General features: G+C 31.8%; 17 protein-coding genes. 12 read left to right on the forward strand and 5 right to left on the reverse strand.

What is annotated here, in order from left to right:
• Nucleotides 1-134: 134 nt before the first annotated feature.
• Complete coding sequence (gene hpf, locus F553_RS0102980; protein WP_018998934.1) at nt 135-668, reverse strand: ribosome hibernation-promoting factor, HPF/YfiA family; 534 nt, start codon at nt 666-668, stop codon at nt 135-137.
• A gap of 274 nt (nt 669-942) precedes the next feature.
• The gene (locus tag F553_RS12065; RefSeq protein WP_018998935.1) at nt 943-1,410 is read right to left on the reverse strand and encodes a YdeI/OmpD-associated family protein; all 468 of its coding nucleotides are present in this window, start codon (nt 1,408-1,410) and stop codon (nt 943-945) included.
• Between the two features lie 136 nt (nt 1,411-1,546).
• Between F553_RS12065 and F553_RS0102990 the strand changes: the two genes are divergently transcribed.
• The 9 genes from F553_RS0102990 to F553_RS0103030 all read left to right on the forward strand — a co-directional run bounded on the left by F553_RS0102990 (nt 1,547) and on the right by F553_RS0103030 (nt 11,712).
• Complete coding sequence (locus F553_RS0102990) at nt 1,547-2,419, forward strand: methionyl aminopeptidase (protein WP_018998936.1); 873 nt, start codon at nt 1,547-1,549, stop codon at nt 2,417-2,419.
• Nucleotides 2,420-2,524: 105 nt separating this feature from the next.
• Nucleotides 2,525-3,211 (forward strand): cell division ATP-binding protein FtsE, encoded by a 687-nt coding sequence (gene ftsE / locus F553_RS0102995; protein ID WP_026296907.1) that lies wholly within the window; start codon nt 2,525-2,527, stop codon nt 3,209-3,211.
• Nucleotides 3,201-4,088 (forward strand): permease-like cell division protein FtsX, encoded by an 888-nt coding sequence (gene ftsX, locus F553_RS0103000; RefSeq protein ID WP_018998938.1) that lies wholly within the window; start codon nt 3,201-3,203, stop codon nt 4,086-4,088. Before ftsE ends, ftsX begins: the two co-directional genes overlap by 11 nt.
• Before the next feature lie 13 nt (nt 4,089-4,101).
• Entirely contained in the window at nt 4,102-5,205 is a 1,104-nt protein-coding gene (locus tag F553_RS0103005) for a murein hydrolase activator EnvC family protein (RefSeq protein ID WP_018998939.1), read from the forward strand.
• A gap of 20 nt (nt 5,206-5,225) precedes the next feature.
• Nucleotides 5,226-6,377, forward strand: coding sequence for a S41 family peptidase (locus F553_RS0103010; RefSeq protein ID WP_018998940.1), 1,152 nt, complete (start codon nt 5,226-5,228; stop codon nt 6,375-6,377).
• Between the two features lie 148 nt (nt 6,378-6,525).
• A complete protein-coding gene (gene fusA / locus F553_RS0103015; protein WP_018998941.1) occupies nt 6,526-8,583 on the forward strand; it encodes an elongation factor G in 2,058 nt (685 codons plus the stop codon).
• Between the two features lie 229 nt (nt 8,584-8,812).
• Nucleotides 8,813-10,081, forward strand: a complete 1,269-nt coding sequence (locus F553_RS0103020) for a galactokinase (RefSeq protein WP_018998942.1) — start codon at nt 8,813-8,815, stop codon at nt 10,079-10,081.
• A gap of 192 nt (nt 10,082-10,273) precedes the next feature.
• Nucleotides 10,274-10,882 (forward strand): SMC-Scp complex subunit ScpB, encoded by a 609-nt coding sequence (scpB, locus tag F553_RS0103025; RefSeq protein ID WP_018998943.1) that lies wholly within the window; start codon nt 10,274-10,276, stop codon nt 10,880-10,882.
• A gap of 20 nt (nt 10,883-10,902) precedes the next feature.
• Nucleotides 10,903-11,712, forward strand: coding sequence for a MerR family transcriptional regulator (locus F553_RS0103030; protein ID WP_008538312.1), 810 nt, complete (start codon nt 10,903-10,905; stop codon nt 11,710-11,712).
• Between the two features lie 47 nt (nt 11,713-11,759).
• Here the strand turns inward: F553_RS0103030 and F553_RS0103035 are convergent, their stop codons facing one another.
• The 3 genes from F553_RS0103035 to yedE are packed head-to-tail and all read right to left on the reverse strand — an operon-like array spanning nt 11,760 to nt 13,334.
• A complete protein-coding gene (locus F553_RS0103035) occupies nt 11,760-12,005 on the reverse strand; it encodes a putative Se/S carrier protein (RefSeq protein WP_008538313.1) in 246 nt (81 codons plus the stop codon).
• 19 nt (nt 12,006-12,024) lie between these two features.
• Nucleotides 12,025-12,231: a sulfurtransferase TusA family protein gene (locus tag F553_RS0103040; protein ID WP_015562503.1), complete on the reverse strand. Its 207-nt coding sequence runs from the start codon at nt 12,229-12,231 to the stop codon at nt 12,025-12,027.
• Nucleotides 12,232-12,248: 17 nt separating this feature from the next.
• The gene (gene yedE, locus F553_RS0103045; RefSeq protein WP_018998944.1) at nt 12,249-13,334 is read right to left on the reverse strand and encodes a YedE family putative selenium transporter; all 1,086 of its coding nucleotides are present in this window, start codon (nt 13,332-13,334) and stop codon (nt 12,249-12,251) included.
• Nucleotides 13,335-13,465: 131 nt separating this feature from the next.
• On the opposite strand from yedE, the gene F553_RS0103050 reads away from it, so the two are divergent.
• The 3 genes from F553_RS0103050 to F553_RS0103060 are packed head-to-tail and all read left to right on the forward strand — an operon-like array spanning nt 13,466 to nt 16,144.
• Nucleotides 13,466-14,647 (forward strand): aminotransferase class V-fold PLP-dependent enzyme, encoded by a 1,182-nt coding sequence (locus F553_RS0103050; protein WP_018998945.1) that lies wholly within the window; start codon nt 13,466-13,468, stop codon nt 14,645-14,647.
• Nucleotides 14,648-14,657: 10 nt separating this feature from the next.
• Entirely contained in the window at nt 14,658-15,557 is a 900-nt protein-coding gene (locus F553_RS0103055; RefSeq protein WP_018998946.1) for a selenium metabolism-associated LysR family transcriptional regulator, read from the forward strand.
• 50 nt (nt 15,558-15,607) lie between these two features.
• A complete protein-coding gene (locus F553_RS0103060; protein ID WP_018998947.1) occupies nt 15,608-16,144 on the forward strand; it encodes an ECF transporter S component in 537 nt (178 codons plus the stop codon).
• The last annotated feature ends 11 nt before the right edge of the window (nt 16,145-16,155 follow it).

Below are 16,155 nucleotides of genomic sequence, written 5' to 3' on the forward strand. Positions count from 1 at the left end.
ACATCAAATTTTATCAAACAATGCTTAATAAGTCAAAGATAGTCATTATTTTATTTACTTATTTATAAAAAAAAATCGAGCTAATTAACTTAGCCCGATTTTATCTCAATGTATTATTGTCTACCTAAAATATATTATACACCAGACTCAATTAAACCATATTTACCATCTTTACGTTTGTAAACAACGTTAACATCTTCAGTTTTATCATCACGATATACGAAGAAATCATGGTTTAATAAATTCATCTGCATAATAGCTTCTTGAACATCCATAGGTTTTACTACAAAACGTTTTGTTTTAATAACAACTGCTTCATCTTCTTCAACAGGTTTTGCAGGTGGAGTCATCATTTCAGTTCTGATACTACCTTCACGGAAACGTTTTTCCAATTTAGTTTTATATTTACGAATCTGACGTTCAATTTTTTCGATAACTAAATCAATAGATGTATACATATCCATTGTTGCTTCCTGTCCGCGTAATAAAATTCCCTGAACAGGTACAGTAACTTCTACAATATGACGGTCTTTTGATACTGTAAGAAGGACGGTAATTTCTCCAACATTATCGAAGTATTTTGTTACTTTTCCTACTTTCTTTTCTACATAATCGCGAAGTGCTGGAGTGATTTCAATGTTTTTGCCTCTAATAGTGAATGTTGCCATATGCATTCATCCCCTTTTCTGTATCTTTGATTATATATATTCTACAACTACTATTTCTATTCCTTCTATTTTTTATAAAAATTTTAAAAAATTTTTACAAATTTTATGCATTATTGATTTATACTAATTAATTATCTATATATCTCAATATTTTCGCCTAATAATTTAATAATCTTCCATTATCATTCCAATCTCCATACATAATGCCTTTCTTTGTATTTTCAATTAATTTTTCTAATCTTTTTTGAAATAATTGAGGATTTTTCTTTTTTATTTAAATAGTATCTATGCGTACACGTTGATATAATGATGGAAACTTATGGAAATTTTCCCAAACTATCTCATTTTTTTTCAATGCTTCTAATATATCTATATCTATATTAAATCCCTTTTCCGACATATCTGGTAATACTTTTTTACCTGCTTGTGTCATTTTTCCTAACTTTTCCATTCTTCGACAACGTTCTTTATTCAATTCCGACCAGATAGAGCCTTTTTTTCGTGGAGATAATCTTTGTATTGTTATGCCATTATCAAGTTTTTTTACCGTACTATCTATCCAACCAAAGCACAAAGCTTCCTCCACAGCATCTATATACCAAAATGTATCATCATTTTGTGGCTTACCTCGTTTTACTATCACCCAACATTCTTTTTGTGTTTCATAATTATTTTCTAGCCATAGTCTTAATTCTTCTCTATTTTTAGCTTTTAATATATTTATAGGTTTTACTTCTTTCATCTTATAAATACTCCATTTTGATTATTTTTGATAAATTTTATTATACATCACTAGATAATAATTTATACCTAATTTTATTCTGTTCAAATTAACTAAAAAGCTTTATAATATGCTATAGAATAGGAGAGATAAAAATATGTTAGATACTGATTTATGTTGGTGTGGCAGTAATAAAGTATATAAAGACTGCCATAAACAATTTGACGAACACTTAAATTCCATTAAATTAAAGGCATTCAAAGGTCAAAAAAGACCACCTCGCAATATTATAAAAAATGAAAAAGATATTGAAGGTATTCGCAAAAGTGGCATTATAAATAATGGTGCTCTTGATTTAATAGCTTCTAAAATTTGTGCTGGCATGGATACAGAAACTATCAATTTATTAGCACATAATTATATCGTTGAACATGGCGGTATTCCTGCTTGCTTAAATTATGAAGGCTATCCAAAAAGTATCTGCGTATCTATTAATAATGTAGTTTGTCATGGTATTCCTAGTCGTGATATCGTTTTAAAAGATGGTGATATTGTAAATGTAGATGTAACTACTATTCTTGATGGATATTATGCTGATGCTTCTCGTATGTTTATGATAGGTAATGTTTCTGATAAAGCAAGAAAGTTAGTAGAAGTTACTAAAGAATGTATGGAAATCGGTATTAAAGCTATTAAACCATGGGGCTTTGTTGGTGATATCGGAGCTGTTGTTGAACATCATGCACATAAACACGGTTATTCTGTAGTTGAAGATTTAGGTGGTCATGGTGTTGGTAAAAAGTTCCATGAAGAACCATTCGTAGCTCATTTTGGTAAAAAAAATACAGGTATGCTTCTCGTTCCTGGTATGGTTTTAACTGTTGAACCAATGATTAATATGGGTGCTCGTCATGTAGTCTTAGACCCAGTAGATGAATGGACAATCTATACAAAAGATGGCTCTTTATCTGCACAATGGGAAAAAACTGTATTAATCACTGAAACTGGTACAGAAATACTTGCTGATTAATACTCAAATTATTAAACTAAAAATGCTTCCTGCTACAAATACAGGAAGCATTTTGTAATATTGCTTAAATTTTATTAAAGGGGTTTTGTAATGACTAATAAACCAATTATTAGTATGGAAAAAGTATTTAAAAAATATGAAAATAATGCTCTAGCTCTAAATGATATAAATGTAGAAATTCATAAAGGGGAATTTGTTTTTATCGTAGGTCCAAGTGGAGCTGGTAAATCCACCTTTATGCGCATGCTTTTACATGAAACCTTGCCTACATCTGGAACAGTTATCATCAATGGATATAATATCACTAAAATGAAACGACAAGATATTCCTTATTTACGTCGTAGTCTAGGTATTGTTTTCCAAGATTATCGCCTTTTACCAGATAAAACGGTTTATGAAAATATTGCCTTTGCTATGCGAGTTATCGAAGCGCCTCGCCGTCTAATACAACATAGTGTAAATAGTGTTTTAGATGTCGTAGGTTTAAAAGATAAATATAATTGTTTTCCTCATCAACTATCCGGTGGTGAACAGCAACGTGTAGCTATAGCTAGAGCTATCGTCAATCAACCGGCTATCGTCATTGCTGACGAGCCGACAGGAAATCTTGACCCAGAAACTACATGGGGCATCATGGAAATATTTTATCGCATTAATAAAGCTGGTACTACAATCGTCATGGCTACTCATAATAAAGAAATTGTAGATACTATGCAACGACGTGTATTAACTATTGAAAACGGTCAAATTATTCGCGATGTTGCTCAAGGAGGTTATAGTGATGAAGCTTAGTACAAGTGAATATTTTATCAAAGAAGTCTATACCTCTTTTAAACGCAACATTTGGATGACTTTAGCTTCCATTTTTACCGTAGTTCTTTCTTTATTTATCTTAGGTTTTTTCTCTATCGTCATTTTAAATTTAAATAAAATGGCAGACACTTTAGAATCACAAGTACAAATAAGCGTATATTTGAAAGATGATTTATCCCAAGAAGAAATCGATGAAACTAAAGAAACTTTGAGTAAAATAGAAGGATTACAAGATATTAAATTCACTACTCGTAAAGAAGCTATGAAAAATTTCAAAGAACGTCTAGGCGACCAACAATTTTTATTAGATGCTTTAGACGATACGAATCCTCTACCTGATTCTTTTTCTTTGACTGTTACTTCTCCTCAGCAAGTAAAAACTATAGCTGATACAGCAGCTGCTCTCGATAGCGTAGAATCTGCTTCCTATAGTCAGGATATTATCAATCATTTATTCAATCTGACTCACTTAATTCGCTTAATTGGTGTAGCTTTAATAATCCTATTGACTGGTGCTGCTATTTTTATCATTTCAAATACAATACGCCTCACTGTATTTGCTCGCAGAAAAGAAATAGCCATCATGAAATATGTTGGTGCAACTGATTGGTTTATTCGCTGGCCTTTCCTTCTTGAAGGCATTTGTCTTGGCTTTATCGGTGGGGGTTTAGCTACTATTTTTCTTTATATAGTCTACAATCAAGTTACTCAAGAAATCTATGAAGCTATGGCATTTTTCCCACTTATTCCGCAACACCCATTCATTGATTATATCAGCCTTGCTATCTTAGTTGCAGGAATTATCATTGGTGCTTTGGGCAGTACCATTTCTTTAAAAAGATTTCTAAAAGTTTAAGGAGCATATTTTAATGAAAAAATTTCTTATTTTATCTTTATTATTATGCTTTTTTATGACAAATACACCTCTTGTTTTTGCCGAAAGCCTTTCTGAAAAACAAGAACGCATTGAACAACAAGCCCAAGAAGAAAAAAATAAAATCCAAGAAGCCACTGATAAATTAAACGAGGTTTCTGAAAAAATGCGTATCTTGCAAGCAGAACTAGATGAAGCAAATACAGCTTATAATGAAATAAAAGCCAAATTAGACAATGCTAATGAACAGATTGCCCAAAAGGAAAAACAATTAGCAGATACTGAACAATCATTGAAAAAGAACCAGAAATATTTACAAAAACGTGTACGTGATATCTATATACATGGACAAATTTCTTATCTAGATATTTTATTTGGTGCAAAGGATTTTTCAGATTTTTTGACTAGAATGGATTTAATCAAAAGAATTTTGCGCTATGACTATGATTTAATCACTAAAATTCATCAAGAACGCAATAGCATTATACAAACTAAAGCAGAATTAGAAAAAGAAAAAACTGCTACAGAAAAATTATATGATGAAGCTAAAACTAAAAAATTTGCTCTTGATGATAAAAAATCCGCTCTTGATAAAATGATAGATAGAATAAAATATGACAAAGAAACATCAGAAAAAGCATATAAAGAACTCATGAATGCATCTGAACAAATTGCTTTAATGATACAAAGACGAGGCTCTTCGGCATATGTCGGCACAGGGCAAATGATTTGGCCTTTAGGTGGCCCTATAACTTCTGAATATGGCTGGCGAACTCACCCTATTTATGGCAATGCTCGCTATCATAGCGGTATTGATATTGGTGGTGATTATGGCATGAATATCTATGCTGCTGACTCTGGTACTGTAACATATTCAGGCTGGATTAGCGGTTATGGCAATACTGTCATTATCGACCATGGAAATGGTGTTTCTACACTTTATGGTCATAATCAATCACTCACTGTAAGTGTCGGTCAAAATATCTCTCAAGGCGATGTCATAGCTCATTGTGGCTCTACAGGAAATTCCACAGGCCCTCATTGTCATTTTGAAGTTCGTGTCAATGGTGAACCTACTAATCCATATGACTATTTATAAATACTAAGTGGTGATATTTTATGAATAAAATTTTAAAAACTATAATTGCAGTATTACTCATAGCAATTATCTCCTCAATTTCTACCTTAGGTTTAATTTATTATGCTCTCGGTTTTAATGAGCAAGGATTTAGTAATCTAATGCGTTTTATTACAGCTTATCGCTTCATTGAAACAAAATATGTCAACGATACTGATGATGTAAAACTAATTGATGGTGCGATTGATGGCATGGTAAAATCCTTAAATGACCCTCATTCCAATTACCTATCACCTAAAATGTATAAAACCTTAATGGAACAAACAGAAGGCTCTTTTGCTGGTATCGGTGTTGTCATGGGTATGGATAATGAACAAAAAATTCATATAGTCGGCATCATGGAAAATTCTCCAGGGCAAAAAGCAGGTCTTCAAGAAGGTGATGAAATTTTAGCCGTTGATGGGGTACCAGTAACTCAAATGGCATTTGATGAAGTAGCTGCCCATGTTCGTGGACAAGCTGGTACCGATGTAGTTTTAACCATTATGCGCGATAATGCAAATCAAGATATAACAATTACACGCGACAATATAAAATTAAAAACTGTCGGTCATAAAATGTTAGATAACAATATCGGCTATATTCAAATAGTATCTTTCTCTGAAGACACTGCCAATGAATTTAACGAAGCTTACAATGATTTAAAAAATCAAGGTATGAAGGCACTTGTATTAGATTTGCGCAACAATCCTGGTGGACTTTTAACAACTTGTGTTGAAATTGCTAAAAAACTTGTACCTAAAGGAGAAATTGTTTCTATCGTTGATAAACAAGGAAATAAAGAAACATATTCTTCATCTTTAGAAGCTCCTGAATATCCTCTTGCTGTATTGATCAATAAAAACAGTGCTAGTGCATCTGAAATACTCTCTGGCGCTATTCAAGATACGAAAGCAGGTACAATAATCGGTAATACTTCTTATGGTAAAGGCTCTGTGCAAACAATCTTACCTATGTTTGAAGATGATGCTGTAAAATTAACTATTGCTAAGTACTATACACCAAGCGGACGTTCTATAGATGGCACAGGTATCACACCTGATATTGAAATAAATTTAGATGAAAATGCTACTTCAGATACACAATTAAATAAAGCATTGGAAATTTTAAAAGCTCAATTAAATAATAATTAAATATTTTATTTAGGCTATCACTAAAAAATAAATAATATTAGTGATAGTCTTTTATTTTTTTTCTAAAATTATAAAAGGATTTTAAAAATTTTCAGAGAATATATTAAATATAGATTTTTAAGATTTTACACCCAGGAGGGATTTTAATATGACAGAATTTAATAGTACACAATTAAGAAACTTAGCATTAGTAGGACATGGCAAATCTGGTAAAACATCAATAGCAGAAAACTGCCTTTTCAAATGTGGTGCTACTAATCGTGTAGGCAAAACAGATGATGGCACTTCCATACTTGATTATGAACCAGAAGAAGTAAAACGCAAAATGACTATTGATTCTAGTCTAGCTTCTTGTGAATGGCAAGGTTACAAAATTAATTTCATAGATACTCCAGGGTATCCTGATTTTACAGGAGAAGTAAAATCTGCTCTTACTGCTTGTGAATCAGCAATCGTAGTAGTTTCTGCTACATCTGGTATCGAAGTTGAAACAGATAGAGCATGGAAATATGCTGAAGAATTATCTCTACCACGTGCTATTTTCATCAATAAAATGGACCGTGAACATGCTGATTTTTATAAAGTAGTAGAAGAATTGCGTGCTCATTTTGGTAAAGGAATTGTTCCTATTCAAATTCCTATTGGTAGCGAAGCTAGTTTCCAAGGCGTAGCCGACCTTATCACTATGAATACAAAAGTCTTAATCAAAAATAAAGATTTAATTTATGAAATTCCTGAATATATGAAAGATGAAGTAGATACTGCTCGTCATATGCTCATGGAAACTTGCGCTGAATTCAATGATGAATTATTAGAAAAATATCTTGAAGGCGAAGAAATCACTGAAACAGAAGTAGCAGCTGCTCTCATTGAAGGTATCGTAAACGCTAAAATTTTCCCTGTACTTTGCGGTAGTGCTACTAAAGGTATTGGCTTTAGACAATTAATGAACAGTATCATTGAATATATGCCAACACCTTATTTCCGTGCTTCTATGGGTATTAATCCAAAAAATAATGAACTCATTGAACGCCGTACAGAAGATGCTTTCTCCGGATATGTATTTAAAACAGTTGTTGACCAATTCATCGGTAGAGTTAGTTACTTAAAAATCTTATCTGGCACTTTAATCGAAAACAGTTCTGTATATAATAGCGTTAGCGAAAAAACTGAACGTATTAGCAGTCTTTATAGTGCTTGTGGTAAAAACCAACAAGCTCAAAAAATTGCTCATGCTGGTGATATCGTAATCATCACCAAACTTCAAGCAACAAAAACAGGTGATACTTTATGTAATGAAGAAGAACCTATCAAATATGAACCTGTTACTCATCCAGCTTCTATGTTTACTATGGCAATCAAAGCAGATAAAAAAGCTGACGAAGATAAAATCGGCAATGCATTAACTCGTCTAGTAGATGAAGACCCTACTTTAACAATCTATAAAAATACAGAAACTGGCGATTTAACTATCAGTGGTGTAGGTGAATTACATCTTGATGTAGCTATTGAAAAACTCTTAAATAAATTTGGCGTTACAGCTAAACTTTATCAGCCTGCTATCGCTTATCGTGAAACTATCCGTGGCACTAGCAAAGTTGAAGGAAAACATAAAAAACAAAGTGGTGGACATGGTCAATATGGCGATGTTTGGTTAGAATTTAGCCCTGGTGAATTAGGCAGTGGCGTTACTTTCACTGAAACTATTGTAGGTGGTGCTGTTCCTCGTCAATATATTCCTGCTGTAGAAAAAGGTGTTCGTGAAACACTTCAAACAGGTATTTTAGCTGGTTATCCAATGGTTGATATCAAAGTTAATCTCTTTGATGGTTCTTACCACACTGTTGACTCTTCAGAAATGGCTTTCAAAACAGCAGCAGCTCTTGCTATAAAAAAAGGTATTCCTGAAGCAAAACCTGTACTCTTAGAACCATATTATACTTTAAAAATCACAATTCCAGAATATTATATGGGTGATGTAATCAGTGGTATCAATACAAAACGTGGTCGCATCATCAATACTGAAAGCCCATCTCACGATGTCAGCATCATTGAAGCTCAAGTTCCTTTAGCTGAATTATATAAATATGCTACTGATTTACGTTCAGCAACTCAAGGTCGTGGCAGTTATACTATGGAATTTTCACATTATGAAGAAGTTCCTGCTAAAATTAGTGAACAAATAATTGCTGAAAATAATAAATAAAATCTCAAAATAATAAATGAAATGTGAGATAGCCTACATTTTTTGTAGGTCTATCTTGCATTTTTCAGAAAATATATAAAAAAATTAAATTTAAAAATTATACTTGACAATCAACCACAAAAGCTGCATAATATATTACATAAGATACAACTGTGGTATAGGGATTGGGCTTTTTCCCTTTTTTATTTTGCTATTTAAAGAAAACGTTTACCAAAATGGAGGTATAAAAATGTCTAATATTATCGAATTCTTAAAATCTCAAGAAGCTAAAGAAAAACTTATGAGCCTTTACAATCTTGATGAACAAGCTGTAGATACTCAAGTTAAACGTTATCAAAAATTAGCTGATGCTTTTGCTGAAGTTTATCCTGTTGATAATGCATCTTTCTTCAGTTCTTCTGGTCGTATTGAAATCATTGGTAACCATACAGACCATCAACTTGGTCGTATCGTAGCTGCAAGTATCGACATGGATACAATCGCAATTGTTACTCCTAATGCTGACGGCAAAATTCATGTAAAAAGCTTAGAATATGATGCATTCACTATTGATGTTAATGATTTAGCTGTTAAAGAAGATGACTCTCGTACTGTTAAATTAATCAAAGGTATTCTCGAACGTTTCGTTCAAAATGGCAGAAAAATTGGTGGCTTCACTACATTCATGACAACTACAGTATTAAGTGCTGCTGGTGTTAGCTCCTCTGCTTCTTTTGAAATGCTCATCTGCGCAATTTTAAATGACCTCTACAACAATAACGAAATCTCTACTTTAGAATGTGCTAAAGCTGGTCAATGGGCTGAAAATAATAAATGGGATAAAAAATCCGGACTTTTAGACCAATTAGCATGTGCTACTGGTGGTATGATTACTATTGACTTTGCTAACTATGAAAACCCTGAAGTTGTAAAATTAGATAGTAAAGTTATTCAAGATAAATATGACTTTTTCATCACTCCTACAGGCGAAGATCACTCCGCTCTTGATGGCGAATACACTGCTATCACTGTAGAAATGAAAGCTATCTCCCAATTCTTTGGTAAAGAATACTTAAAAGATGTTAGCATGGACGATATCATGGCAAATCTTCCAGCTCTTCGTGAAAAAGCTGGCGACCGTGCAGTTCTTCGTGCTATCCACTTCATTACAGAAACAGAACGTGTTCGCAAATTAGCTGCAGAAGTTAAAGAACATGATTACACTAACTTTGAAAAAGCTGTTACTGATTCTGGTCTTTCTTCTTGGAGATTTTTACAGAACTGTGCAACACCAGACCCTAAACATCAAGGTATTGCACTCTTCCTCGCTATGAATGAAATCTACTTCCAGAATCATAAAGGTGTATGCCGTGTTCATGGTGGCGGTTTTGCTGGTTCTATCCTTTCTGTTATTCCAAAAGAAGAATCTCCTGCATTTAGAGCATTCCTCAAAGATGTTCTTAAAAATGAATATTATGAAATTCATATGCGTGATGCAGGTAGCGTTAAAGTTTTCTAATTTAGCTCTCTCTAATTCTCTTAATATACAATCTCCAAATAGCAGGCAACATATTTTTGTGTTGCCTGCTATTTATTTTATGATTATATTGATATTTAATAGGCAAATCACAGCTTTTTTGATAAAATAAAATACAACTATTTCCTCAAATATATTTCTTATATTTAATAACTAAAAAAGGAGGGATAATTTATGCAAACAGAAAAAACTCCTATAAATTCCAAAGATAAAGATGAGTTAAAAGCTGCACTAGAAGCAATTTTATTTATATCGGGTGAAGCAGTATCTCATTTTCGCTTAGCAAATACTTTAAATATTACAAGCGACGAATTAGATGAACTCATCATGTCCTTACAAGAAGATTTACAAGCTAAACATCGTGGATTAGCATTAGTCAAAATTGCTGGTGGCTATCGATTATGTACAAAAATAAAAATAGCTCCTTACCTTGAAAAATTCACTCAAGTCGTTGATAAAAAGCTCTCTCAACCTATAATGGAAACACTATCTATCATTGCTTTTAAACAACCTGTTACTAAACAAGAAATCGAAGAAATTCGCGGTGTAAATACAGATAAAATCTTACGTCGTTTACTTGAAAGAGATTTAATTCAAGAAGTTGGCCGTAAAAAGGTCATCGGCAGACCTATATTATATGGTACTACTTCTACATTTTTACAATGTTTCGGTTTAAATGATATAAAAGATTTGCCAGAATTGCCAAATATGAGTTATGAAGAACGAGAAAAACTCTATCAAGAAGCAAATTTATTTTCTAATGAAGATTTAAAAACTGATTAAAACAATTAAGGTATTTTATCATGGGACAAAAATTATTCACCAGTGGCGAATTTGCTAAATTTTGCAATACAACAAAAGATACATTATTTCACTATGATGATATTAATTTATTAAAACCTGCCAAAATAGCCCCTAATGGCTATAGATATTATTCAGCTAATCAAGCATTTTTATTTGATATGATTTCCTTATTAAAAGAAGTAGGTCTTAGCTTAGAAGAAATCAAAATATATATGGATAATCGCGATGCTAAAACTTTTTTATCCATGTTAAAAGAAAAAGATAAAAAAATCCATCAAGAAATAGAACGGTTAAAAAGATTGCGTAGTTTATTAAAAAATACAATGAATATCACACTTGATTCTTTCAATGTAGAAATTGATAAAATTACATTCACTCATAAAGAAGAAGAATATTTTATTGTAACTGAAGGGCCTAAAACCCCTGATGATAAAGCTGTTTTTTCAGCTATTTCTCAACATGTAAATTATTGTAATAAGCATAATTTTTACTATACTTTTTCCTTAGGTGAAATCATTTCTGCTGAACATATTCAAGACAAAACTTTCCAAACTACGTATTTTTGCACGAAAATAAATCGCAAAGTAAACAATAAACAATTATTGATAAAACCTGCTGGATTATATGCCATAAAATATATTCGTGGTTCTTATGATGATTTAATCAAAGCCTATGCTCAATTCGTAGAAGAACTACATAATATGAATTACAATGTCATAGGTGCTTTATATGAAGAAGATATGCTCAATTATCTTTCTGAAACGGATTTCAACTATTATTTAATGAGAATAGAAGCTCGTATCCTTTAACAAAAAAGCTATTAATAGATATTACTATTAATAGCTTTTACTTTCTTTTAACTATTTTCTGCCCTGTAGATAAGATGATACTTATTTTCTTTAAGCTCTACAATTTGTTCGACTTCATCTTGATGAATTTGCTGTTCATCAATCAATTCACCTTCACATAAGACACAAGTTCCACAACTACTGCTCAAATCTCGTGGCACAGGCATAATTTTAGCTTTTATATTCATTTGTTCGCATAATTTTTTAAAGCGAATAGCACCAAAATGTGCATAAAAAGTTACTATATATTTCATTGTATTTTATATTTAACTTTTACTTTGTAAAAGTCAAAGTATATTCTCCATTTTGTTCAGTAATATTGACATTATATCCTTGCTTTTTACCATAATTGCTCACGTTTTCTTTAGCTGTAGGGCTATCTACTATCATTTGATATTTATTTTCTTTACTCATCATTGCTTTGCTAAGCATAATCACAGGTTCTGGACAAGAAAGTCCTCTTGCATCTAAAATTTCCATAAGTCTAAGCTCCCTCATTATTTTGATTTAATACTAAATGTGTTAAAATATGCTATGAATATCGTTACAACTAGACCGATAACTACTGCAATTTGACCATTTACTGTTGGACCATTGCCACTAGAAGCCAAACCAAAATTATGGGCAAAAGCAGCTCCGATAATTAACCCTAGAACAGTGATAGCACTATCAGAATTACCTTCACCTGCTAAGACTAATTGACGCAATGGACAACCGCCAAGTAATACACAGCCAAAACCAGCTAATAACATACCTAAGAAATTCCAAATTCCATCTGTATGAGCTATTGGTTGTTTATCAAAACCTAAATTAAAATATGATACATCTGTGATATTTGTAAGTATTAAATTGCAAATAAACGCACTCATTAAAATAGCAACAAAACCTAATAATAATCTTGATTGACCAAATAAAATTATATCTCTTATGCCACCAACCATACATAAACGCGTACGTTGAGCCAACATACCTACAATAATACCTGCAACTAAACTAATAGCTAATGCTGCATGTTTGCCACCTGGAGCTGAAGCACTTTCCGTAAAATGAATAAATACTGGTGCTATAAGTAAAAATACTAATAAAACCACAGCGATAATTGGTAAAATACTACCTTCTAATTTAGGCAATTTATATGTTCTTTTTAAACTATATCCTTTATTTAAGAAATATACTCCTGCCATAATACCAGCGATAAATCCTACTAAACCAAAAATAGCATTTAAATCTCCACCTGCTAAACGCAATATCATTCTAAAAGGACAACCTAAGAACATTAAACAGCCAATCATCACAAAAAAGGCCAATATAAAACGTGTTAATGGAGAACTGCCACCTTTAGCATTAAATTCATTTTTAGCCACAGCAATTATAAAACTACCTAAAATCAAACCGATAATCTCTGGTCGAATGTATTGAACTGTTGCTGTGGAATGTAAACCTAAACCACCTGCTGTATCACGTAAAAAACAAGCAATACAAAAGCCCATATTCATAGGATTACCAAAATAAACTAAACAAGATGCTATTATACCTATAATTCCCCCTGAAAGTATAATCATCATACTTTCATTCTTTTGCATAATATATGCCTCCCTTTCTATGTATATGCACAATGCGTTTATCATAGCATCTAAACTTAAGCTATGTCTAATTTAATTTATTAATATTTTTCATCTATTTATCAAAAATCATAATAAATGAGGTTTTTATCATGCACAAAATTTATCTAGATAATGCTAGTACATCATTTCCGAAACCACCTTCAGTAGCTAAAGAAGTCTATAATTTTCTTGCTCATAATGCAGTGAATATCAATAGAGGTTCTTATAATAATGCTTATTCTGTTGAAGAAATAGTTTTTGAAACAAGAGAATTATTAAAAGATCTATTTCATGCTACAGATAGTAAAAATGTAGTCTTCACCAAAAATATAACAGAAAGTTTAAATATATTATTAAAAGGCTTTTTAAAACCAAATGATCATGTAATAATTTCTTCTATGGAACATAATGCTATTATGCGACCTTTGACTCAATTAACTAAACAAAATATCAGTTATACTCAAGTCCCTTGCCATATAGATGGAACATTTCCTTTGGCAAAATTATCTGATTGTCTACAAGAAAACACTAAGCTCATCATTGTAACTCATGCTAGTAATGTATGTGGAACCATCTTACCTATTGAGCAAATTGGTGAATTTTGCATCAAACACAATTTAAAATTCATGGTAGATTGTGCTCAAACTGCTGGTATTTTGCCAATAGATATGCAAAAAATGCATATTGATGCTCTAGCTTTCACAGGTCATAAAGGTTTATTAGGTCCACAAGGAATAGGTGGCTTTATTCTATCTGAAGATATGATTAAACAAATTGAACCTTTAGTCAGCGGTGGCACAGGTAGTGTCAGTCATACAGAAGAAATACCCCAATTTATGCCCGATAGATTTGAAGCTGGTACTTTAAATCTTCCTGGTATTATTGGACTACATGCGAGCTTACAATGGTTAAAAAAAATTACTATCGCCAAAATCCATGAACATGAAAATATGTTGACAAACTATTTTTTGCAACAGATACAACAATTAGACCCTGATGAAAAATATATTCGTCTTATTGGCAAAAAAGATACTCTTATGCGTACAGGTGTAGTTTCTATTCAAGTTTTAAATCATGAATTATCACAAATTGCTTATGATTTAGATGATAAATTTCAAATTATGACTAGAGTCGGTCTTCACTGCGCACCACAAGCACATAAAACTTTAGGTACTTTTCCTACAGGCACAATCCGTTTTTCCTTTGGTTATTTCAATACATTAAAAGAGATAGATTTAACTATAGAAGCCTTAACTAAACTCATTTTAAATAAAGATATACAAAATATATAGGATATTAATTATGGAATTTAGACAATTAGAATCTTTTTGTGCTGTTGTTCGCTATCAAAGTTTTACTAAAGCTGCGGAAAAATTATATATTTCTCAACCTACAATCAGCACTCATATTCGTATGCTTGAACAAGAATTTAATTCACGTTTAATCATTCGCACTACTAAAAATATTGAAATCACACCACATGGGAAAGAATTATTTGCATGTGCTCAAAAAATCTTCACATTAAAAAATGATTTAATTCAAAAATGGTCTGAAGAAAATAAAAAAATCATTCGTATCGGTGCTTCTACCATTCCTGCCGATTATATATTACCTGAAGTATTACCGTTATTTTGTCAAAAATATCCCGATATCCAATTGCATATTCATCAAAATGACAGTGGTAATATCTTACAATCTATTTTGAATGGCAAATTCACCATTGGCATGGTAGGCATGAAATCTTTTGAAAAAGAGCTTGATTTTGTTCCTTTTTTTCATGATGAAATCGTGATGATTACTCCTAAACAAGAAAATTTTTTACATTTTTCCCAAAAAGCATTTAATCAAGATGATTTAATCTCTTTATTGAAAAAAGAAACTATTATTTTGCGTGAACAAGGTAGTGGCAGTAAAAAACGTTTAGAAAGTTACTTTGAGCAAATCAATCTATCCGAAAAATCCTTAAATATCATAGCTAGATTAAATGACCAAGAGTCCATCAAAAAATTAGTAGCTAGTGGACTTGGCATCTCGTTTATTTCTGCTAAAGCAATCACTGATGCAGATAATTTGCTCACTATAAAATTACCTGAAAATAACTTAACTCGCAGTTTATATTTTGCTTATCATAAAGACTATATCTTAAAAGAACATATTTTATCTTTTATAAAATTTGTACAAAATTTCTATGCAAAAAAATAAAATAAACGCTATAATACTATACAAGATTAAATATAGAGAGGGTTAGTATATTGAAAATAAAAATATTGACAAATATGGCAATGCTTGTAGCTTTGTCTTTGATTTTAGTAATGTTGATTAATTTCCCGATTTTGCCTGCCGTTCCATTTATGAAATATGACCCTGCTGATATTCCTATTCTCATTGGCAGTTTTCTCTTTGGTCCTATGGGTGGTGTAATCCTGACAGCAATTGTTTCTATTTTACAAGGTTTATTCATCAGTGGTGATGGTGGTCCAATCGGTATCGTCATGCATTTTTTAGCTACAGGTACTTTTGCTTTTATTGCCGGATTTATTTATCAACGTACAAAAACAAAACGTTCTGCTGTTGTCGGTTTAATCTGCGGAGCTTTAAGTATGACTTGTGTTATGGTCATCTGTAATTTATTATTAACACCTATTTTCTTAGGCGCACCTATGGAAAAAGTTATTGAACTACTTTTACCTGCCATCATACCTTTTAATTTGATTAAAGCAAGTATAAATGCTTTGATAACTTATTTCATTTATAAACCTATATCAAATTTTGTACATCGCAATATTTAAAAGGAGCTTTA

The sequence above is a fragment of the Megamonas rupellensis DSM 19944 genome, from assembly GCF_000378365.1.
GTDB lineage: Bacteria > Bacillota > Negativicutes > Selenomonadales > Selenomonadaceae > Megamonas > Megamonas funiformis.